General features: G+C 65.8%; 21 protein-coding genes. 16 read left to right on the top strand and 5 right to left on the bottom strand.

Translation table 11 applies throughout. The features are described 5' to 3' along the window. The first annotated feature begins 8 nt into the window (after positions 1 to 8). Entirely contained in the window at positions 9 to 1,055 is a 1,047-nt protein-coding gene (locus QP415_RS04175; RefSeq protein ID WP_285098928.1) for an ABC transporter permease, read from the top strand. Next, entirely contained in the window at positions 1,042 to 1,605 is a 564-nt protein-coding gene (locus tag QP415_RS04170; RefSeq protein ID WP_285098926.1) for an RpiB/LacA/LacB family sugar-phosphate isomerase, read from the top strand. The genes QP415_RS04175 and QP415_RS04170 overlap by 14 nt, the downstream gene beginning before the upstream one ends. A gap of 123 nt (positions 1,606 to 1,728) precedes the next feature. Here QP415_RS04170 and QP415_RS04165 read toward each other — a convergent pair whose 3' ends face one another. Beyond that, positions 1,729 to 2,727 carry a hypothetical protein gene (locus tag QP415_RS04165; RefSeq protein WP_285098924.1) on the bottom strand — a complete coding sequence of 333 codons (999 nt, stop codon included), beginning with the start codon at positions 2,725 to 2,727 and terminating at the stop codon, positions 1,729 to 1,731. Between the two features lie 450 nt (positions 2,728 to 3,177). Beyond that, entirely contained in the window at positions 3,178 to 4,287 is a 1,110-nt protein-coding gene (locus QP415_RS04160; protein WP_285098922.1) for a LacI family DNA-binding transcriptional regulator, read from the bottom strand. 179 nt (positions 4,288 to 4,466) lie between these two features. Here QP415_RS04160 and QP415_RS04155 point away from each other — a divergent pair, with 179 nt between their 5' ends. The 7 genes from QP415_RS04155 to QP415_RS04125 all read left to right on the top strand — a co-directional run bounded on the left by QP415_RS04155 (position 4,467) and on the right by QP415_RS04125 (position 12,729). Next, a complete protein-coding gene (locus QP415_RS04155) occupies positions 4,467 to 5,981 on the top strand; it encodes a sugar ABC transporter ATP-binding protein (protein ID WP_285098920.1) in 1,515 nt (504 codons plus the stop codon). Then, entirely contained in the window at positions 5,978 to 7,060 is a 1,083-nt protein-coding gene (locus tag QP415_RS04150) for an ABC transporter permease (RefSeq protein ID WP_285098918.1), read from the top strand. Before QP415_RS04155 ends, QP415_RS04150 begins: the two co-directional genes overlap by 4 nt. Beyond that, complete coding sequence (locus QP415_RS04145; protein WP_285098917.1) at positions 7,060 to 8,112, top strand: ABC transporter permease; 1,053 nt, start codon at positions 7,060 to 7,062, stop codon at positions 8,110 to 8,112. Before QP415_RS04150 ends, QP415_RS04145 begins: the two co-directional genes overlap by 1 nt. A gap of 76 nt (positions 8,113 to 8,188) precedes the next feature. Then, positions 8,189 to 9,247, top strand: coding sequence for a rhamnose ABC transporter substrate-binding protein (rhaS, locus tag QP415_RS04140; RefSeq protein WP_285098916.1), 1,059 nt, complete (start codon positions 8,189 to 8,191; stop codon positions 9,245 to 9,247). A 160-nt stretch (positions 9,248 to 9,407) separates the two neighbouring features. Further along, positions 9,408 to 9,773, top strand: a complete 366-nt coding sequence (locus tag QP415_RS04135; protein ID WP_285098914.1) for an L-rhamnose mutarotase — start codon at positions 9,408 to 9,410, stop codon at positions 9,771 to 9,773. A gap of 95 nt (positions 9,774 to 9,868) precedes the next feature. Beyond that, positions 9,869 to 11,050, top strand: coding sequence for an L-rhamnose isomerase (gene rhaI, locus QP415_RS04130; RefSeq protein ID WP_285098913.1), 1,182 nt, complete (start codon positions 9,869 to 9,871; stop codon positions 11,048 to 11,050). Continuing rightward, positions 11,047 to 12,729 carry a rhamnulokinase gene (locus QP415_RS04125; RefSeq protein ID WP_285098911.1) on the top strand — a complete coding sequence of 561 codons (1,683 nt, stop codon included), beginning with the start codon at positions 11,047 to 11,049 and terminating at the stop codon, positions 12,727 to 12,729. Before rhaI ends, QP415_RS04125 begins: the two co-directional genes overlap by 4 nt. Before the next feature lie 173 nt (positions 12,730 to 12,902). Here the strand turns inward: QP415_RS04125 and QP415_RS04120 are convergent, their stop codons facing one another. Further along, entirely contained in the window at positions 12,903 to 14,003 is a 1,101-nt protein-coding gene (locus QP415_RS04120; RefSeq protein WP_285098909.1) for a class II aldolase/adducin family protein, read from the bottom strand. Positions 14,004 to 14,119: 116 nt separating this feature from the next. Here QP415_RS04120 and QP415_RS04115 point away from each other — a divergent pair, with 116 nt between their 5' ends. After that, positions 14,120 to 14,263, top strand: a complete 144-nt coding sequence (locus tag QP415_RS04115; protein WP_285098907.1) for a hypothetical protein — start codon at positions 14,120 to 14,122, stop codon at positions 14,261 to 14,263. A gap of 107 nt (positions 14,264 to 14,370) precedes the next feature. On the opposite strand, the gene QP415_RS04110 is transcribed toward QP415_RS04115, so the two are convergent. Beyond that, a complete protein-coding gene (locus tag QP415_RS04110; protein WP_285098905.1) occupies positions 14,371 to 14,520 on the bottom strand; it encodes a hypothetical protein in 150 nt (49 codons plus the stop codon). A 139-nt stretch (positions 14,521 to 14,659) separates the two neighbouring features. Then, positions 14,660 to 15,568, bottom strand: a complete 909-nt coding sequence (locus QP415_RS04105; RefSeq protein WP_285098903.1) for an SDR family oxidoreductase — start codon at positions 15,566 to 15,568, stop codon at positions 14,660 to 14,662. Positions 15,569 to 16,257: 689 nt separating this feature from the next. On the opposite strand from QP415_RS04105, the gene QP415_RS04100 reads away from it, so the two are divergent. The 6 genes from QP415_RS04100 (at position 16,258) to QP415_RS04075 (ending at position 21,793) form a co-directional block, all read left to right on the top strand. Further along, on the top strand, positions 16,258 to 16,800 hold the full coding sequence (locus tag QP415_RS04100) for a DUF4956 domain-containing protein (protein WP_048670814.1): 543 nt from the start codon (positions 16,258 to 16,260) through the stop codon (positions 16,798 to 16,800). A 100-nt stretch (positions 16,801 to 16,900) separates the two neighbouring features. Continuing rightward, positions 16,901 to 17,722: a polyphosphate polymerase domain-containing protein gene (locus QP415_RS04095; RefSeq protein ID WP_285098899.1), complete on the top strand. Its 822-nt coding sequence runs from the start codon at positions 16,901 to 16,903 to the stop codon at positions 17,720 to 17,722. Positions 17,723 to 17,819: 97 nt separating this feature from the next. Further along, a complete protein-coding gene (locus QP415_RS04090; RefSeq protein ID WP_285098897.1) occupies positions 17,820 to 19,751 on the top strand; it encodes a carbohydrate-binding domain-containing protein in 1,932 nt (643 codons plus the stop codon). Between the two features lie 195 nt (positions 19,752 to 19,946). After that, entirely contained in the window at positions 19,947 to 20,402 is a 456-nt protein-coding gene (locus tag QP415_RS04085) for a RidA family protein (RefSeq protein WP_003791248.1), read from the top strand. A gap of 82 nt (positions 20,403 to 20,484) precedes the next feature. Then, on the top strand, positions 20,485 to 21,075 hold the full coding sequence (locus tag QP415_RS04080; protein ID WP_285098893.1) for a DUF2249 domain-containing protein: 591 nt from the start codon (positions 20,485 to 20,487) through the stop codon (positions 21,073 to 21,075). Positions 21,076 to 21,313: 238 nt separating this feature from the next. Then, entirely contained in the window at positions 21,314 to 21,793 is a 480-nt protein-coding gene (locus QP415_RS04075) for a toxin (RefSeq protein WP_285098892.1), read from the top strand. The last annotated feature ends 67 nt before the right edge of the window (positions 21,794 to 21,860 follow it).

Below are 21,860 nucleotides of genomic sequence, written 5' to 3'. Positions count from 1 at the left end.
AGGACCACATGTCAACGCTTCTCGCCTCCCCGCGCCTCGCTTTCCTCAAAAAGGACAGCTACATGACGCGACTGATCATCGTCTTCCTCCTCCTGCTCATCTTCTTCGCCGCCGTGCGCCCCGGCCCCTTCTTCGCCGTGCGCACCTGGCAGTCAATGGCCGTCCAATTCCCCGAATTCGGCCTCATGAGCCTGGGCGTCATGTTCACCATGTTCACCGCCGGCATCGACCTGTCCGTCGTCGCCATCGCTAACGTCACCTCGATCTGCGCGGCCCTCACGCTGCGCTCGATGCTCGGCCCGGCCGTCACTCCCTCGTCGATGGGCATGGCCACCCTCATCGCCCTGGGCGTAGCCCTGGTGGTCGGGATCGTGTGCGGACTTATCAACGGCACGCTCGTCGCGGTCCTGAAGATCCCACCCATCCTCGCCACCCTCGGCACACTCGAGCTCTTCGGCGGCGTCGCCCTCATCCTCACCCAAGGCAAACCCGTCTCCGGCGTCCCCGCAGCGTTCGGAGCCGTGTTCACGGGGAAGGTGGCCGGCCTCGTCCCCATCCCCCTCGTCGTGTTCCTCGTGTGCGCGGCCGTCGCGGGCGCCATCGTCGCCTTCACGGGTTTTGGGACCACGATCCTCATGCTCGGCACGAACGACACGGCCGCGCGCTTCTCGGGCCTGAAAGTCAAGAGCCTGCTGATCCGCACCTACGTGCTCTCCGGCGTCATGGCGGCCATGGCCGGCATCGTCATGCTCGCGAACTACAACTCCGCGAAAGCTGACTACGGCGCCTCATACACGCTCCTCACGGTCCTCATCGTCGTCCTCGGCGGCGTCAACCCCAACGGCGGATCCGGGCGCCTGAGCGGCGTGCTCCTGTCCATCCTCATGCTCCAGGTCCTCTCCTCCGGCCTGAACATGTTCCCCGACATCTCCAACTTCTACAGGCCCCTCATCTGGGGTGGCGTGCTGCTGCTCGTCATCTGCATGAACGAGGGCATCTTCTCCTTCTCCAAACTGCGCAGACTCAGGAAAGGACACGCGCATGCTGACAGTTAAAGACAAGCAGGTCGTCGTCGGTGCCGACTTCGCCGGTTACCCTCTCAAGGAAGCCGTCAAAGCCCACCTCGAGGAGCGCGGCTGGACCGTCACCGACCTGACGCCCGACCCCGATACCGCGCCCATGTACCACCGCGTCGGATTCGCGCTCGGCGCCCAAATCGCCGAAGGCAAGTTCGAACGCACCCTCGCCTTCTGCGGCACCGGCATGGGCATCCACATCGCCGCCTCCAAGTGCCCCCACGTACACGCCGCCGTGTGCGAATCCGTGCCCGCCGCGCGCCGCTGCGCCGCCGCCAACAACGCGAACCTGCTCGCCATGGGCGCCTTCTACGTCGCCCCGCGCACCGCGATGGCCATGGCCGACGCGTTCCTCGAGTCGTCGCTCGGGTCCGGGTACGAGGACTGGGAGGGCTTCTACGAGTACCACCGCATCGGGTACGACGAATGCGAAAACTTCGACTACGAGGCCTACAAGGCCAACGGATTCGAGGTCGTCAACCCGGGCAGCGCCGTCCTGGCGGAGCAGCCGAAGGGGTTGGCGTACTGAGGTGATGCTGCTGTAGAGAGGTGGGGGCTCCCGTTTGGGAGCCCCCACCTGTGTAAATGGCCTGTGACTCATGGCCGGGCTGAGAGTTTAGGTAACGCCGAGGCCGGAGGCGCGGCCATGTCCTTACTCGCGTGATTGTTTTTCGAGAGCGTTGAACCAGGCTGTGAAGAGACGCATCGCCGTATCTGCAAGGTCGTCGATCTCAGAGATTGGTTTTGGGTATGCTCGCACGCCGAGAGCCCAGTTGATGTATCCCTGGGCAAGCCAAGGAGCATCTGTCAGATACTTCATCGTGAGATCTTTACGGAGTGGACCGAGCGGTCGTCGTGAGGTGCCAGGCTTATTGGTTTTGAGATCGAACGTGCTGGGATTCCCCTCCAACACCGTCTTATAGAGAACCTGGGCGTTCGTTACCCACGATGGTCGGTCGTTTGAATCCAAGGGTGGATAGCACTCGTCAGTTTCCTCAACGTGGGTTCCAGCGTGGTACTCGAGGCAGACATCGTTGAAGGACGATGGCATCTTCTGGCCAATCACTTGAATCTGTCCGCAGAGCCAATCGCCGTTAGGAAGCTTTGTGGATTCGACAGTGATGCCCGGCATCCCTCTAGCGCCGCGCCTGACATAGAGGTTCCACCCGTCTGGGATCGTCATCTTCTTCAGCGTCTTGCGCAGCACCCGCTCCACCTGGACTTTCGATGCGGGGAGGGACTCGACGTCTGATAGTAGAACGCGAGCGTCGGGGAACTCGGGGAGTATTTCTGCCCAGGTGAGAACGCGCGCGACCTGATCCTGGTGTTCCGCAGCATCATCGGCGTCAAGGAGAAGGAGCATCAAGTAATCGGCGACTTTCGATTCTCGCTCTAGTTGATCCTCGCTGATGGCGTGGTCGATCTTGGCTTCAATGGCAATGGTCGAGTGTTCGAACTCCAGAAGAATGTCTACGCGCTGATCTTTTTCGCACCCGACGTCGGTGAGTTCGCCAAGCTTCACGCCCAGCAGGGACGAGAAGTAGCGCTCAGTCGCTTTCGGATCGTGGCGGAATTCTGCGGCCAGCGCTCGCGTGAGTTGGGGTTCCGATGTGTAGAGTGCGCTGAACTTCTGTTTTGGTGTCGCTTCCATATGTTGAGGACTCTCTCGTGGCGGGTGGGGAGCGAGATCCCTGATGGCGGCTATCCGGCCGTAGCTCTCACCCCTTTGTGGCTTGACAGTCTTTCACTCTACAGTCTCTTCAGGAAATAAGTGGCTTGACAGATTGGTCTGCTGTGTTGAGACCGATGAGGGTCCCTCAGTGGCAAGTGTGCCCACAAGGCGGAAACCCCGGCCTCGTCGATTGGGAGAAACCGGTCCTTCCCGAAAATTCGCATGCAATTCCCATGGGCCAGTTTTGTATGCGGCTCAAAAACGTTGGAATTGCAACAGTTGGATTTCAAAGTTTGAATAACGTGGAGGGGAATTGCATGCGACATTTGTGGGGAGCCATGGGGAGTGCCAGGCCCTCGCCTGGTGCCCCCAAGGATTGCCGGGCGCGCCACACCCACACTGGGGCCCCGACACCCCCGCCAGGAATCCCTACTCCCGCGGCTTCGCCGTGGATTCGCGGATCGTGAGGACCGGGCTGAAGGTCTGGTGCTGGGTGGGCGCGTCGGCGCCGGACAACAGCAGTTCGGCGGCTGCCGCGCCGAGTTCATCCATGGGCTGGCGGATCGTCGTCAGCGGCACGGGCATCTGCGCGGCCAGGGGAATGTCGTCGAAACCGATGACGGACACGTCGTCGGGAATGGAAATTCCCGCGACGCGCAGCGCCGACATGACGCCCACGGCCAGCAAATCGTTCGCGCAGAAGACCGCGGTCGGATCCGACCCGTCGGAGGTGGCCCGGGCCTCGGCGATGGTCTCTTCGGTGGCCGCATACCCGGCCTGGGCGGTGTACGCCTCCGCATTGCACACGGTCAACTGGACGCTGTCCGACCCCGTCAGGCGCTGCCAGTGCTCGACCGCGTCCCGCACGCCCGCGAGGCGCTGCACAGATTGGCGCATGTCGGCCGGACCGTTGAGGAAACAGATGCGCTGGTGCCCCAGCGCCAGAAGATGCTCGATCGCCAGCGCTGCGCCCGCACGGTCGTCGATGGACACGGACGGTAGCCCCTCGGCCGCGTCGGACGCGTCGAACAGGACGACCGGCGTCCCCTCGTTAACCAAGCGCGTGGCGGCTTCGTGCGTGGAGTCCGCGGGGGTCAGCAGGACGCCGCGCACCGCCTGGCGCCCCAGCGCCTCGAGGAGGTCGCGCTCCTCCTGCACGGACGCGTGCGTGGACGACAGCGTCATGATGTAGCCCTCGCGCGATAGCACGCGCTCCATGGCCGCGGCCGCCTCCATGAAGAACGGGTTCGTGAGGTCGAAGACCGCTACGCCCACGAGCGGCGAGGTTCCCCGTCGTAGGGCCTGCGCGGTCGGGTTGGGCTTGTAGCCGAGCTGCTCGATTGCCGCCTCGACGCGCTCGCGCACGTCGGGTCGCACGCGCTCGCGCCGGTTGATGACGTTAGACACGGAGCCCACGCTCACGCCGGCAAGAGCGGCGACGTCTTTGACGCCGGGGGCTTTGCGGGGCGTCGCGGGGGACGAGGCAGGGGTTACGTCCTGGGGACTCGTGCCCTCTGGGGTGCGGCGGGGCGGCGTCATGGTAGCTCTTTCGGAGACTCGACTGATGAAACGTTCATATTGTGGCATCTCCGAGTATGTTTCCGCTTCAATTTTCCTGGCAAGTTCGGGGCTTAGGCATAGAGTTGACATGCATATTGTCGTGTGGCACACTTTCTTGTTATCTGAATCGTTTCATTCCTCGATGAAGAGGTGACCACATGACACGAGAAGCTGAAAGGCCAGTTGTCTCGCTCCAACACGCGGTGAAGAAGTTCGGCTCCTTCACGGCCATGTCCGACGGCTGCATCGAGCTGTATCCGCATCGCATTCACGCCCTGGCCGGTGAAAACGGTGCGGGCAAGTCGACGCTCGTCAAGGTTCTCGCCGGCATCCACCAGCCAAACTCCGGAGAATTCCTGGTCGACGGGCAACCGGTGCGCTTCAAGACCCCCGCGGAATCGAAGGCCGCCGGAATCTCGGTGATCTACCAGGAGCCCACGCTGTTTCCCGACCTGACGGTTGCTGAGAACATCTACGTAGGTCGACAGCCCAGGGGACGCCTCGGCCTCATCGATCACGCGGCCATGAGGCGCGACGCGCAGGAGCTCTTCGACCGTCTCGAAGTGCCCATCGACCCCTCGCAGCTGGCTGATGGTCTGTCGATCGCGGACCAGCAGATCATCGAAATCGCGAAAGCGATCTCGCTGGACGCGAAGGTCCTCATCATGGATGAGCCGACGGCCGCCTTGTCGGGGCACGAGGTCGAGCGCCTCTTCTCCGTTGCGCGTTCGCTGCGCGACAAGGGTGCTTCCCTCATGTTCATCTCGCACAGGATGGAGGAAATCTTTGATCTGTGCGACGACGTGACGATCATGCGCGACGGCGCCTACGTGTCGACGCGCGATCTGGAGGGGACCACGAAAGTGCAACTCGTGCGCGACATGGTTGGCCGCGACGTCGATCAGCTCTTCCCCAAGCTGGACGCACAGATCGGCGATCCCGTGCTGACGGTCGAAGGTCTCACCCGATATGGCGCCTTCGAGGACGTGAGCTTCGAGGTCCGCAGCGGTGAAATCCTCGGCCTTGCGGGCCTCGTCGGTGCAGGCCGATCCGAGGTCGTGCGCACGATCATGGGCATCGACAAGGCAGACGGTGGTACGGTGACCGCCTTCGGCAAGCCCTTGAAGCTGGGCGACACCGTGGGTGCAATCCGCGCCGGCCTCGCCTTCGTGCCCGAAGACAGGCGCAAGCAAGGCCTCGTCATGGACCTGTCCGTCGCCCGCAACACGGCCCTCACGTTGCGCAGCAAACTCGCCCGCTGCGGACTCATCAACTCCCGCACCGAGCGAGCGGTCGCGCAGGAATGGTCCACCAACCTCGAAGTGAAAACGGCCAGCCAGGACACCCCCGTATCCGCGCTCTCGGGCGGAAACCAACAGAAGGTCGTCCTGGCGAAATGGCTCGCCACCGATCCCAAGATCCTCATCGTCGACGAGCCGACCCGCGGCATCGACGTCGGAACCAAGTCCGAAGTGCACCGCCTCATCTCCACCCTGGCCACCCGGGGAGTCGCCGTCATCATGATCTCCTCGGAACTGCCCGAGGTCCTCGGCATGGCAGACCGCGTCCTCGTCATGTGCGAAGGCCGCATTACCGGTGAATTCACCCGAGAAGAAGCCACAGCTGACGCCATTATGACGGCGGCTACCGACCACGAAAAGGCCGCATCATGACCGCAACATTGACACCTCCCTCCCGCATCCACGGGTCGGCGCCCGTGAGCCATCAGCCAGCCACGCCCTCGTCCGCGACCACGATGCACACCCAATCGAAGCTGCGCTCCCTCCTGTCCATGCGAGAGCTCCCGGTGATCGCGGCCCTCATCGCCCTCGTGCTCCTCACATGGGCGATCAACCCGCGCTTCCTGTCCGCCCAGGGCGTGCGCGACCTCTTCCTCAACGCGACGATCGCCATGCTCATGGCCGCCGGGCAGTCCCTCATCATCCAGTCCGAAGGCGTCGACCTCTCCGTCGGCTCCATCCTCGGATGCTCGGCCTTCGCCACGGGCTTCCTCTTCGCGACCAACCCGGGACTGCCCATCGTCGTTGTCTTTGTCGCCGGCGTTGTCCTGGGGGCGCTCCTCGGAGCGCTCAACGGGGCGCTCGTCACACAGGCGAAAGTCCCCGCGATGGTCATCACCCTGGGCACCCTCTACGTCTTCCGAGGAGGACTGAACTGGTGGGCCGGCTCCACCCAGTACTTCGCCGGCGACCGCCCCCAGGCCTTCGGTGACCTCGGAGTCGCCACGATCGGTGGCTTCCCGCTGCTCACCCTCCTGGCCATCGTCGTCATCGTGATCGTCTCGCTCTACCAGCGCTACGCACGCTCCGGACGCGACCTCTACGCCATCGGCTCCGACCGCGCGGCCGCAGCCGTCTACGGCATCCCCGTCGCCAAGCGCGTCTTCACAGCCTTCGTCGTGAACGGCGCGCTCGTCGGACTCGGCGGCGTCCTCTACGCCTCCCGTTTCAATTCCGTGGGCGCCACGACGGGCGCGGGCATGGAACTCGACATCGTCGCCGCGTGCGTCGTCGGCGGCGTTGCAATGACCGGCGGCGTCGGAACCGCCTACGGAGCCGCCATCGGCGCGCTCCTCCTGACCACCATGACGTCCGCGCTCACAGCCGTCGGCGTCGACAAATTCTGGCAAAAGGCCGTCGTCGGCGCGCTCATCCTCATCGCGATCGTCGTCGACCGCGTCAGCTCGATGCGCCGCCACGAGGCGATGCGCAAGAAGGGAGGGGACCGCTGATGAGCGCCCCGACTCAGACCTCGTCACGTGACCTCATGGCCTCGGTTCGCCGCGTGTTCTCCTCGCGAGACTCGCACATGACCCTCATCCTCATCCTCGCCATCGTCGTCGCAACCGTTCTCATCCCGAGGTTTAGCCAGCCTCGCACGCTCACCTTCCTCACCCTGGACGTGACGGCGACACTCCTCATGGCCTTGCCCATGACCCTCGTCATGATCAACGCCGACATCGACCTGTCCGTCGCCTCCACCGCCGGCCTCGTCAGCGCGTCCTTCGGAGTCCTCGTCCAAGCCGGCGCCGGATTCTGGGCCAGCATCGCGATCTGCCTCCTCATCGGACTGGCATGCGGCCTCGTCAACGCCATCATGACCGCCTACGTGGGGCTGCCGGCGCTCGCGGTCACGATCGGTACGCTCGCGCTGTACCGAGGCCTCGCCCTCGTCGTCATCGGCGACCAGTCGATCTCCGACTTCCCGAAGTGGGCAACCTCCGCCGTCACCGGATCGTTCGGTTCCACGGGCATTCCCTACATGGCGATCCCCGTCATCGCGTTCGTCATTCTCTTCTGGCTCCTGCTGCACAAGACTCCGTACGGTCGAGGCCTCTTCGCGCTGGGATATTCCAAGCAAGCAGCAGAGTTCGTCGGCATCGACACGAAGCGTTCCCGCGTCATCGCCCTGACGCTGTCGGGCCTCATGGCGGCGCTGGCCGGCATCTACTGGACGCTGCGCTACTCCGCGGCGAAGGCCGACAACGTTGAGGGCCTCGAGCTGGTCGTGATCGCCGCCGTCGTCTTCGGTGGGGTCAGCGTCTTCGGCGGCCGAGGCTCGATCTGGGGCAGCGTGTGCGGCGTCCTCACGATCGGCGTCCTCAACTACGCGCTGCGTCTCAACCGAATTCCCGAAGTCATCCTGGTTCTGGTCACGGGCCTGCTCCTGATCGGTTCCGTCGTCGCGCCATCGCTGGTGGATGCCATCCGCCAACGTCTGGCTCACCGAGCTGACGCGCGCACCCCTCGCGTCAGCCTCGCACCGGGCGCGGCGAGCGCCTAACAATCCCACAACGAGGGGCACCACGCCCCCGCAACAGGGCGCGTGCGCCCGAAAGGAAAAGACAACGATGTCTCACATGAAGAAAGGTGTGGCCGCACTTGGCGCACTCTCGCTGGCCTCGGCCCTCCTGATGTCCGCCTGCGGTGGTGGAACGTCCACGCAGGGCAGCGAATCCAGCTCCGGCGGCGAAACCTCCGGCTCCTACGACGTCTCCTCCCAGTCGATTACGTTCATCCCCAAGCAGCTGAACAACCCCTTCTCCGACGTCATGCTCGGCGGTGGCAAGAACGCTGCGGGCGAGATCGGGTTCGCCGAGGTCAACGTCGTCGGCCCGCTCGAGGCCTCGTCCTCCTCGCAGGTCTCCTTCATCAACTCCGAGGTGCAGGCGGGCACCAACGTCCTCGTGATCGCCGCGAACGACCCCGACGCCGTGTGCCCCGCTTTGCAGGACGCGCGCAAGGCCGGCACGAAGGTCGTCACCTTCGACTCCGACGCTTCGGCGGATTGCCGCGACCTGTTCATCAACCAGGTCGAGTCCAAGCAGGTGGCGATCACCATGCTTGAGATGGTCTCCGAGCAGATTGGCGGTTCTGGTAAGGTCGCCATCCTCTCCGCGACGGCGAACGCCGCCAACCAGAACGCGTGGATCAAGTTCATGGAGGATGAGATCGCCTCAAACGACAAGTACAAGGGCATCGAGATCGTCGCGAAGGTGTACGGCGACGACGATGACACGAAGTCGTTCCAGGAGGCGCAGGGCCTGCTCCAGGCTCACCCCGACCTCAACGCGATCGTCTCTCCGACCACCGTCGGCATCGCCGCCACCGCGCGCTACCTGTCGACCTCCGACTACAAGGGCAAGGTCGTTCTGACCGGCCTGGGTCTGCCCAACGAAATGCGTTCCTTCGTGAAGGACGGGACCGTCAAGGAGTTCGCCCTGTGGGATCCCGCCCAGCTCGGATACGTGGCCGCGTACGCGGGTGCCGCGCTCGATAGTGGTGCGATCAAGGGCGAGGTCGGGGAGAAGTTCACGGCCGGAACCCTCGGTGAGCGCACGATCGGCGAGAACAAGACCGTCGTCGTCGGTGACCCCGTGCGCTTCAACGCGGACAACATCGACAACTACGACTTCTAACGTCGACTCTGACGGGGTTGGTGGGCGCGTCCGTCGTGCCCGCCAACCCCGTTTCCATGCCGCGAATCGCGCGGCTTCGGGTTAGCCCTGCTTGATAAATGAAACGATTCACGTTAGAATAGACACAACCAATTCCCGTTCAACGATGAAGGGATGTTCCATGAGTGAGACCCCATCGCTGGCCCACACGCTCGCCACGACGAGCCAAGCCAGCCCCCACCGAGCCTGCTTCCTCCTGCGCGTCCGCCCGGAGAAGCTCGCCGAATACGCCGACGTGCACCAGCGCGTCTGGGACGACATGCGCCAGGCCCTGCGCGACGCCGGATGGCGACACTACTCCCTGTTCCTCGAACCGGACACCGGCCTCGTCGTCGGCTACTACGAGGCAGACGACGCTCGCGCCGCCGCAGCAGCCATGGAAGACCTCGAGGTCAACACGCGCTGGCAAGCCGCCATGGCCCAGTATTTCCAGCCGGACGGGGGCGGAAACGCCCACTTCCTCAGCCAATACTTCTACCTCGCCTAATCGCCTACCGAGGCCGGCCTGCGAGGGGTCTTACCGGCCCCCGAGAGGCTGCCCCGGCCTCGTCAACCCACCTCCCACACGTCGAAGGAGACGTCATGACCATCCATCTGTCCGACCTGCCCGAAAGCTCCCGCACCCTGCTGCGCGAGCAGACCATCGAGCTGCCGAGCTGGGCTTTCGGCAACTCCGGGACCCGCTTCAAGGTGTTCCCAAGCCCCGGCACCCCGCGCAACGCCTACGAAAAGATCGACGACGCGGCGCAGGTCCATCGGTTCACCGGCATCACACCGCGGGTGTCGCTGCACATTCCGTGGGACGTGGTCGACGACTTCTCCGACCTGGCCGCCCACGCGCGCTCGCAGGGCATCACGCTGGGCACCATCAACTCCAACGTCTTCCAGGATGACGACTACAAGTTCGGCTCCCTGACGAACTCCGACGAGGCCGTGCGCCGCAAGGCCATCGACGCGCACCTGCGCTGCATCGACGTCATGAATGCCACCGGATCCGACACTCTCAAGATCTGGCTGGGCGATGGAACGAACTACCCGGGCCAGGACTCAATCGCTGCGCGCCAGGAACGTCTCGCTGACTCACTGTCCGTTATCTATGAGAATCTGGCTCCACATCAGCGATTGCTTCTGGAGTACAAGTTCTTCGAACCCGCCTTCTACCACACCGATGTCCCGGACTGGGGTACGGCCCTCGCGCATGTGACCGCGCTGGGTGAGCGGGCTGTCGTCTGCCTCGACACCGGCCACCACGCGCCAGGCACCAACATCGAATTCATCGTCGTCCAGCTGCTGCGCGCCGGCCGCCTCGGCGCCTTCGACTTCAACTCGCGCTTCTACGCCGACGACGACCTGATCGTGGGGGCCGCCGATCCCTTCCAGCTCTTTCGCATCATGCACGAGATCGTTTCCTTCGGCGCCCTCGCGCCCACCTCCGGCGTGAACTTCATGCTCGACCAGTGCCACAACCTCGAAGAGAAGATCCCGGGAGAAATCCTGTCCGCCATGAACGTTCAGGAGGCGACCGCGAAGGCGCTCCTCGTCGACCGCGATGCGCTGGCGACGGCGCAGGCCAAGCACGACGTGCTGACTGCCAACCAGGTGCTCATGGACGCCTTCTCCTCCGACGTGCGCCCGCTCCTCGGCGAGCTCCGTGAAGAGCAGGGCCTCGACCCCGACCCGCTCGCGGCTTACGCGGCCTCGGGCTACTTCGAGCGCATCAGCGCGGAGCGAGTGGGTGGTCAGCAGGCCTCCTGGGGCGCATGATGACGACCGTCGTCGCTATTGACCTGGGAGCCTCCTCGGGGCGCGTCCTGCGGGGCGTGTTCGACGGCGAGCGCCTCGCCATCGAGGAGTGCTCCCGCTTCCCGAACGGGCCGGTCGCCCTCCCCGGGCCTCGTCGCGTGGGCGACTCCGGTTCGGGTGGGGTCGGCCCGGCCTCGTGCACCCGATCCGGGGACGAGGCTGGGGTGGCCTACGAGTGGGACATCCTCGCGCTGTGGCGCGGCATCCTGGAGGGTCTGCGCGAGGCCAGCCTGCGCGGTGCCGTGGACGCGATCGGAATCGACACGTGGGCCGTGGACTACGGGCTGCTGGACGAGGACGGCCGGCTGATTGGCAACCCCGCGTCCTACCGGTCCGCACGCTGCGGTCGCGGCGCGTCCGAGGTGCTCGACCAATGGGACTCCTCCTGGCTCTATGAGCGCAACGGGTTGCAATTCCAGCCCTTCAACACGCTGTTTCAGCGCGTGGCCGACCGGGGGGAGCGTCGCGCGGACTGCGCGCGCACGGCGCTCCTGATCCCCGACCTGCTGGCGTACTGGCTGACGGGTCAGGCCCGAAGCGAGCTGACGAACGCGTCGACGACCGGCCTCGTCAATGCGGCCCGGCGCGACTGGGATCCCGACATCCTCAAGAGGCTGCGCGACGACTTCGGGGTGGAGCAGCTCTTTCCGCCGATCATCTCACCGGGGGAGGTCATCGGTGAGGCCCGCGTGGAGGGTCTCGACCTGCGCACCTCGATGGGGAAGCGCACCCCGGTTGTCGCCGTCGGGTCGCACGACACCGCGTCGGCGGTCGCGGGGGTTCCCGCCCAGGCCGGGTCGTTCGCGTACATCTCGAGCGGAACCTGGTCGCTCGTCGGTACCGAGCTGAGCGCCCCCGTGCTCTCCGAGGAGGCTCGGGCGGCCAATTTTACGAACGAGCTAGGCGTGGATGGCACCGTCCGTTTCCTCGCGAACATCATGGGCATGTGGGTGCAGCAGGAGTGCCTGCGTCAGTGGGCATCCCTCGGAGATGAGGCATCGGGCGCTTCAGGCCGGGTCGACTGGCCGCTCCTTGACGCGCAGACCGAAGCGGCCCAACCCGCGCGCTACCTGCTCGACATGTCCTCGCCCGAGCTGATGGCCCCGGGCGCCATGGTGGAACGCGTGCGTTCGCTGTGGATCCCGGGCCCGGGCGCCTCGTCGTCGGCTTCTTCGTGGGACGATTCCTCTCCGGTGGACGACTCCTCCTCTCTGGACGAGGGCGGTGCGGGGGTTGGCGATCCGCAGACCTCGGGCGTCGATCCCCATGAGCGGGCTACCGTGCTGCGCGCGATCACGGACTCGCTGGCGCTGGCATACCGCCGGGCAATCCGACGGACGTTCGAGCTCAGCGGCACCCACCCTGAAGCGATTCACCTCGTCGGCGGCGGGTCGAAGAATCGCCTCCTCGCCCAGGAGACGGCCGACGCGACAGGCATCCCGGTCATCGCGGGACCCGTCGAGGCCACCGCCCTCGGAAACATGCTCATCTCTTTGCGGGCCATTGGCGCGGCCACCGGGACGTTGATGGACCTCCGCGCCATTTCGCAGGCGTCGTCGGCGCTCGTCACCTACGAGCCCCGCGCCTCCCACGCGCGCCTCTGGGATGAGGCCGATGCCCTCCTGAGTGCCCGGTTATAGCTGCCGGGTTGGCGCGTGAGCGTGGGCCGCGACTCGACTAGTTCGAGCCGCGGCCCACGTGCATATAGAGGCGCTCCCGTGCGCACATGATGACAAGTGTTTGGGGCATGTTGCCATACAACACGCCCCAAACACTTCGATAACGAACAGTGCGTTCGGTTTCCCTGGATGGATCAGGAGCCTTGAGATGCAGCCACCTTCTGCCGGTATGACTCCGCCTCCCAGTTCTCGATGAAGCCACGCTCGCGCTCGTCCATGACGCGCACACGACCGAGCAGGTTCGCGTCCCTTGCCACGCGCAACGCATCCAGGAAGGTATGCAACGCGTTATCCGAGGCCTCGTTCGTGCGTCCCACCGCCGCTACAGCGAGTCCGGGAATGACAGCGACGATGGGGGAACGCCCGTGCTGCGCGCGATACAACGACACCTTCGCCGACACGATGTCCTCCGTGTCGGTCGCCTCCAGCATGACCGGGAATGAGCCCGCGTACACGATCTGATCGGGGATCAGCGGCCCTCCAGGTGCCGACACGAGCACCGACAGGCCGTCCGTCGACAACGCGACGCTCGGTGCGTCCACCGCGCGACGGAACGCCTCGGCCACCCGGGAAGACGAACCCGAGAAGGCGGTCCCGGCCTCGTCAATCGCCGCACGGATCGAGGACGTCAGGAAGTCGATGCGCTCGAGGATCGCATCCTTCGTTGGGCCCGACACGATGATGCCGTGATTGCCGAGGAGCGTGATCGCCGGTGGGGGAGTGCCGTGCGCGGCCGTGAACGCGCGGCGACGGTCGTCGATGAGGCGCGCGAGAGGAATGCCCGGGTCCGTGTAGTCGACCCACAGGGCCTGGTCGCCGAGGATCTGCTCGCACAGCTCTTCGCCGCGCGTGTTGCACGTGATCGCGTTGGCGGTCAGCGGATGCAGGTGAATGACGAGCGGGTCGGGAATGAGGGCGTGGAAGAGGATTTCGACGCTTGGGCGGCGCTCGAACGCGCCACGCTGCGCGAGCTGGGCCGCCGCGCGAACGGGGTCTTCGCCCCTGGGGAGCTCTTCTGGATGCTCGAAGGCGTGCAGAAGGGTCGGAATATCGAGGGGGACCAAGTCTTCCTCGCGCAGGGTTGCGAGCGGGACGCCGCTGGGCTTGATGAGGAGTGTGTCGCCTGTTTTCGCGGAAGAGTTTCCGCCGCCGGAGCGCGTGTATTCCGTGTCCGAACCAATCTGGTTGGACAGCTCGATGAGTTGGGGGATGAGGTCTTCAGATGAAGTGGTCATTGGTCCTCCACGATGAGGATGAAACGTTTCATCTTAGGATAGGGAAGGGGAGGGATTCTGTCAAGGTTGCGGTGGCCTTGGGAATAGCGGTGGTGGGAGACGGCGGTGCTGGAGGCGTGCTTCGTGCATCTGTGCCGCAGGACCGGTCGATCGGTCTCCAGGACCCCGGTGCTACCGCGTTCCTGCGGGCCCTTGAGGCCTGGCGCGACGCCTCCACCGGCGAGCGCGGCCCCCGCGCTGCGGTCGTCGAGAATCTCTGAGGCTGCGGCTTCGTGACTGAGGGGGTGGGGTTCCCGGTTGGAACCCCACCCCCTTCCTGTGGATATGGTGGCCTCGTCCTACCAGTTACCCAAGCCCAGGCCTCGTCCTACCAGTTACTCAGGCCCAGGTAGTAGAACGGGTGGGTGAGCACCGCGACGACGCGGTCGCGGTATTCAAGCGGCAGCATCGGGAAGATAGCGATGCCGACCAGGATCGCGACGATCAGCGTCACGAGGATGCGTTTCTTGGATTTCATGGCATCTCCTTACTGTCTGACTGCCCCGACGCTACCAGGAGTGTGACGCAGGCGGCAAGCATGAGCGCATGAGGCAACCCCGGCCTCGTCCCTGAGAAGAGAAGCGAAACCGGGGCCCACGAAGGCTCAACCGCGACAGTCAGCGGCCCGACGCGAGCGCTGCCCGGGCGACCTCCTCGAAGGTGAGCGGGGCGCGGCCCGTCACGTCGCGCACGGTCGTGGAGACGACGTCCATCTCGCCGCGTGCGATCGACGTGTAGGTCGACACCCACGAGTCGTACTCCCACTGGGCGGCCGGCCACTTCTTGCGCGACTCGTACGCCTCCTCAACGGTTTCGCGCACGTAGGTGACGGGCCGACCCTGCACGCGGGTGAGGATTGCGGCGATCTCGTCGAGGGTGAGGGCCTCGGGGCCCGTCACGTCGAGAGTCTGATTCTCGTAGCGCCCCGGATCCGCCAAGACCCCCGCGGCCACGCGCCCCGCGTCCTCGCGCGCGACCACGCCCACGTGCCCGTCGCCCGCGGGTCCGAGGATGCGGCCCTCCTCGTCCGGCAACTCCACGAAAAAGTCAGCGTAGAAGTTATCGCGCAAGAACGTGTACGTCATACCCGACGCCTTAATGCGCTCCTCCGTGTGGAAGTGCGTGCGCGCCAGCGTAAACGTCGAGTCGGGCGCCGCGTTCATGAACGACAAGTACACGATATGACGCACCCCGGAGGCAGCCGCCGCATCGACGAAGGCGAGGTGCTTGGCTAGGCGGTCCTCGCTCTCGGGCGCGGACACCATGAAGAGGACGTCGACGCCTGCCAGCGCGACGCGCGTCGTGAGCGTGTCCTCGTACGAGCACTTCACCGCGATGGCTCCCGGCAGCTCGGGCGCGCGCGACGGCGTGTTCGCGAGCAGGCGCAGGGGCAGGCCGCGCTCCGACAGGAGTCGGGCGGTGGTGCCTCCGACGTTCCCGGACGCGCCGGTGATCGCCAGGGATGGGAGGGACGAGGCCTGGGCCGGTTCGTTCGTGCGGGCTTCGGGAGTGGGGGCGTCAGTCATGTGGCCAGTGTGCCACCGGCGTTGTGGCGTGTGCGCACGCCACGCGAGGTTTGGGCTGTGGGCGTAGCGCCTGTCGGGGGTGAGCTCGGGGATGCTCATGGGCGCGAAAAAATTCGCCCAGCAGGAGTGGATTCTGGTCCAAACCGCGAAAAAATTCGCCCTGCTGGCGAAAAAACGCTGATTTTGGGGTGTTTTGTGCGTGCTGGGCGAACTTTTTCGCGCGTGGGCGCTGATAGAGGCGAGCAGGGCGAATTCTGTCGCGCTTGTGGTGCCTAGACGCGGATGGGGAGGCCAGGCTGCGGTGCCGTGGGTGGTAGCACGGCGTTGCCTCCAAAAACTCGCATGCAATTCGATTGGGTGAAGTTTTAACAAAGCCCAGAAACGTTGCAATTCCAACGATCTGAATTCAAAGTTTGAAATAGTCGTGGGGGAATTGCATGCGAAATTGGGTGTGGGCGCAGGGGTGAGGGGTGTGAGGGGGCCTGGTCGCGGTGCCGGTGGGCGGCGGCAGGGCCAGGGCGGGCCGCCGCCCACGGCGCAGCCCGGCCCAAAGAAAACGGCCCATACAAACACCGGGTTTCATAGCTTCACAGCAACACTCCACAAAGTCATATGAGAAATATGAGAGCTTCATAGGTTCTTCATAGGGTCGCGTGGGGAAATTGGTGCATCGACAAAAGGAGACACCAATGACCGCCCTGATTCTGATCGCCATTGACCTGGTTGCCATGGCCGCCCTCGTGTTCGGCCTGTACTTCCCACGGCACCGCCGCGCTGACCTGGTCGCAGCTTTCCTCGGTGTGAATGTCGGCGTCCTCGCCGTCACGATCATCCTCGCGAACTCGACCGTGAGCGCGGGCCTTGGCCTGGGTCTCTTCGGTGTCCTGTCGATCATCCGACTGCGTTCGGATCAGATCTCGCAGACGGAAATCGCCTACTACTTCGCGTCGCTGGCCCTCGGCCTGCTGACGGGCATGTCGTCGGCGGTGACCCCGCTCCTGGGCGGCCTGATCGCCCTGATCCTCGTGGCCCTGGCCTTCGGTGATTCGAAGCTGGTCTTCGGCCGCTACACCTCACAGACCGTGCAGCTGGACCGTGCGATCGCCGACCCGGCCGAGCTGAAGGCGGCCCTCGAGCAGCGCCTGGGCGCGTCCGTCGCCTCGGTGAATGTCGTCAAGCTCGACCTCGTGAACGACCTGACTCTGGTGGACGTCCGCTCGAAGGTCGCCTGACCCGCCGGCCCGCCACACAAACCCGGCCGCGCAGCAGGCCGGCTACACCACACCGGCCTCGCCGATTCCCAGCAGCCAACCTCTACGAAGGACACGACTCATGAATGCCACCCTGAATGCGATTCTCGCCGACCTCGACTGGATCGGCCTTGATGAACTGAATAAGCGCGCGGCGATGCTGACCCGAGTGGACCGCAAGTACGCGCTGGACGAGGCCACGGCCTCGGCGATTCTGAGCAGCCTCCCCGAGGACGCGTTGGTCCTGAAGATTGACGGCCAGGTGTCCCAGGGCTACGCGTCCACCTACTACGACACGCCCGACATGGATTCGTACCTGCTGACCGCGCTCAAGCGCCGCCGCCGCTTCAAGGTCCGTACCCGCTCCTACCTCTCGTCGGGCGCGTCCTTCCTGGAGGTGAAGACCCGCGGCCCGCGCGGCGTGACCGTCAAGAAGCGCATGTCGATCTCCTGGGACGAGGCCGGGGCTCCTCTCGCGGGTGAGCGCCGCGCGTGGGTGGCCGGGAAGGTCGAGAAGACGGGGTACGGTCACCTGGTGCCCGCCCTTGAGCCGGTCCTGGCTGGGTCCTATGAGCGCAACACTCTACTCCTGCCTGGTGGGCAGGGCCGCGCGACGGTGGACACGAAGCTGACGTGGCGCTCGCTGCGCACGGACGGCACTGAGGTCGCTCGCCCTGACCTGGTCATCATCGAAACGAAGTCGGGTGCGACCCCCTCGGTCGTTGACCACCTGCTGTGGGAGAGCGGCGTGCGCCCCGTGAAGATCTCCAAGTACGGGACCACGATGGCCGCCATGCACGACCTGCCGGCGAACAAGTGGAATCGCACTCTGCGCCGCTACTTCCCCGAATACGTCGAGGTCCCCGAACTCGCGCACTCCACGCCCCTCACGATGGCGGCCTGACAGACCTCATAACGGCGCCCGCGGTTTCGACAGCACGCGAAACGTAAGCGCTGAGCATAAGAAACACAAGCTTTAACCACACGAAAGAAACAGACACATGAAAACCCTTCAGAAATTCTGGACCCCCGCCCGGACGATCGGCGCGATCGCCCTCGTCGGAACCCTCGCGCTGGGCGCATGCGGCGCCTCGGGCGCGACCTCCTCCGGTACCGCCTCCACCGCGACGAGCGCGACCGCTGCCGTCGCGGCCGCCGGAACCAACGGCGACACGACCGCGCCGCCCACCGCGGCCGACGCCCTGGCCTCGAACGCGAAGGCCTCCTACGTGAAGGACAGCGACTGGAAGGCCTCGGACGCCGTCGACGTGACGCTGAGCGGCACGACCGCGACCTCCTCGTCCGACGCCGTGAGCGTGAGCGACGGCGTGCTGACCATCTCCAAGGCCGGCGTCTACAAGCTCAGCGGCTCCTTCACCGGCAAGGTCGTCGTGGCCGCCGGAGCGGAGGACCAGGTTGTCCTGATTCTCGACAACGCGACCATCACCTCCTCGACGGGTGCCGCGATCGAGGCGACCAGCGGTGACGACCTCGTTCTGTCTCTCGAGGGCGCCTCGACGATCACCGACGGCACCTACACCGGCACGGAGGACGCGAACGCCGCCATCTACGCCGACATGGACCTGACGATCACCGGGTCGGGCACGCTCACCGTGACCTCCGGCGCCTCGGACGCGATCACCTCCAAGGACGACCTGTACGTCCTGAGCGGCACGATCAACGCCACCGCCTCGGACGACGGCCTGCGCGGCAAGGACTCCCTGACGATTGCGGGCGGCACCGTCACCGTGAACTCCGGCGGCGACGCCCTCAAGTCCGACCAGGACAACGACGACACCAAGGGCTACGTCAACATCGCGGACGGCACCGTCACCCTGACCTCGGGCGGCGACGGCATCGACGCGTACACAGACGCGATCGTCACCGGCGGCACCCTGTCGATCACCTCGGGCGGTGGCGCCTCGGCCGGCAAGCCCTCCACGGACTCGACCAAGGGCATCAAGGCTCAGACCTACATCATCGTCGACGGCGGCACGACCACCATCGACGCCGGGGATGACGCCATCCACTCCAATGGCGCCCTGCGCTTGAGCTCCGGCACGATCACCGCCGCCTCCGGCGACGATGGCGTGCACACCGAGGTCGCGGCCGTCCTGGACGGCGCAACCGTGACCGTCACGCAGTCGAACGAGGCCCTCGAGGGTGGCCTCATCACGATCTCCGACGGCACCGTCGACTTGACCTCGAGCGACGACGGCATCAACGCCTCGGGCTCGATCACGGTCGAGGCCGGCCTGGCCGCAGTCGCCGAGTCCAGCTCTAACACGACGTCCTCCGATTCGACGGCCACCGCGACCACCCAGCAGATGGGCCCCGGTGGCATGGCTGACGGTGGCGGCTCGATGGAGGACACCGGCGAGCAGCTCACCATTAGCGGCGGCACCGTGACCGTCAACGCGAACGGCGACGGCCTTGACTCCAACGGCTCGCTGACCATCAGCGGCGGCACGACGACCGTCTACGGCCCGGCGTCCGGCGCGAACGGCGCCCTGGATAGCAACGGTGCCATGAGCATCACGGGCGGCACGGTCATTGCCTTCGCCACCAACGAGATGGTGGAGACGCCGACCACGACCGACGGTCAGGGCTGGATTTCGGCCGCCGCGACCGGCTCCGCCGGATCCACAGTGACGATCACCGACGCCAACGGTTCCGTCCTGGGCACCTACACCTCGCTCAAGGCCTTCGGTAACGTCATCTACTCGACCTCCGGCATGACCAACGGCTCCACCTACACGGTGAGCGTCGACGGCACCGCCACCGAAGCGACCGCCGGTCAGGGCGGTCCGGGTCAGGGCGGTCAGCCCCCGGCCGGCGGTCCGGAACAGGGTGGCCAGCCGCCGGCTGGCGGTCAGCCCCCGGCGGGCGGTCCGGGTCAGGGCGGTCAGCCCCCGGCCGCACCCCAGGGCTGAGGCCTCCTGAATAGTGCGCCCCGCGTGATTGTCGACACGCGGGGCGCACGCATGCCCGCATCACGTCTTTTTCGCCGAGGCCCCACCCGGTATCTCACGCCAGCACCCTCGCTCACCACCCCCGGGAACAGCGCAACTAAACTGGAACAGGAGGACGAGGCCCCGGCCTCGTCAATAAGAACGAAAGGACCCCTCATGCTCCCCTCCGAGAAGCTCGCCGAACTCGGCCTCGAACTGCCCGCCGTCGCCACCCCCGTCGCCGCCTACGTGCCGGCCGTCATCGACCGCGGCGTCGTGCGCACCTCCGGCCAGATCCCCGTCGTGAACGGCGAGCCCGTGTGCATCGGCGCGGTCGGCGAGGACGGCGCGGACCCCGAGGACGCCAAGGACGCGGCGCGCGTGTGCGCCCTCAACGCCCTGGCCGCGGCGGCCTCCGTTGCGGGCGGCATCGACAACCTCGCGGGCGTCGTGAAGGTCGTCGGCTTCGTGTCCTCGCGCCCCGACTTCTACGGCCAGGCCGGCGTCATCAACGGCGCATCCGAGCTGTTCGGCGAGATCTTCGGCAGCCAGCACGCGCGCAGCGCCGTGGGCGTCGCCGCGCTGCCCCTCAACGTGAGCGTCGAGGTCGAGGCCGAGTTCCTCATTAAGTGAACGCGCGGGCGTGGCTGAGGCATGACTACACTGGGTAAGGTTCGCTGAAATGGCCCGTCGGGCCGAAGGATAAGGAAAAGACATGACTGACCGTCAGATGTTCAAGCTGGTCGACGCCAACACCGTCCCGTCCACGGACGGCGGCTGCGGTTGCGGCTGCGGTGGCGAGGGTAAGAAGGCACGCGCCGAGCAGGCCGCCGTCGAGCAGGCCCCCGAGCAGGGCGGCTGCGGCTGCGGCGGACACGGCCACGCCGCTGACGCCCCCGCCGAGCAGGCTCCTGCCGAGCACGCGGGCTGCGGCTGCGGTGGCCACGACGCCCCCGCCGAGCGCCCCCACGAGATGGCTGCCGAGCCCCTGACCTCCACCGCGGGCGGCTGCGGCTGCGGTGACGGTGCCCCCTCGGCGGGCAATGTGCACGCTGGCGGCGCCGGCGTCATTCACCGCCCGGGCGCGGACGAGCTGGTCATCAACTCGATCCCCCGCGTCGTGCGCCACGCGGTCCTCTTCGCGGCGGTCGACAACCTGCCCGTCGGCGAGAACATCCAGATCTGCGCGCCCCACCAGCCCGAGCCGCTGTTCGCGCACCTGCAGGACTCCGAGCAGCACTACCGCGTGGAGACCCTCGAGGTCGGCCCCGTGGATTGGCGCTACCGCATCACGCGTCTCGGCTGATCGCCCTCCCTTCAACGAGGCCGTGGCCCACTCCCGCTGTCCGGCGGGCTGGCCACGGCCTCGTCGTGTGCGTGAGAGCGCGGCGTCCCAATGCCTCGTGCATGTGTGCACGCCTGTTGACGTGCGCGGGTGGGTCTGGTCCCGTGTCTGTTGAGGTGCTTGCCGACGTGCGCAAATGTGCTCCCGTTCGGGTGTCCATTCGCGTGCCGGGGAGCGCCCGAGCCGGTACCGTTGATGCATGAGCTTCTTTGGCATGACTTCTGACGACGATGTTGAGGACGATCTGGATCGCGTCGAGACCGACGTGGTCGTGGACTGCGACATTGAGGCCGCGTGGGCGCTCGTGTCCGAGCCGGGCTGGTGGGTCAACGATGGCCCGCTGGGTGACCACGAGGTGAGCCTCGGGGACGACGGCATCTATCGCGTGAGCGACCCGGACGCCGGCGACTGGCTGATCGAGAAGGCCGACGAGGATCCGATGGATGTCGTCGCCTTCCGCTGGTATCCGCTGGCCGACGACGAGCTGCCGGACGAGTACGCGACCCGCGTCGAGGTTTCCCTGTCCGAGGAGCGCGGCGGCGTCGCAATCCACGTGGAGGAGTCGGGTCTGGCGTCGGTCTCCGACGACGAGGCCGAGGCCCGCCAGGCGTATGAAGATGCGATCGGCATGTGGGAACAGGTCCTGGCCGCAGCGAAGAGCTACCTCGAGGGCCGCTGAACGCTGAAACAAGCTGAATGACAAACCCCCGCAGCCTCACGGCTGCGGGGGTTTGTTGTAGGTGCGG

This window comes from Pauljensenia sp. UMB3104 (assembly GCF_030217285.1).
Lineage (GTDB): Bacteria > Actinomycetota > Actinomycetes > Actinomycetales > Actinomycetaceae > Pauljensenia.
This window is presented reverse-complemented; position numbering and strand designations above follow the sequence as displayed.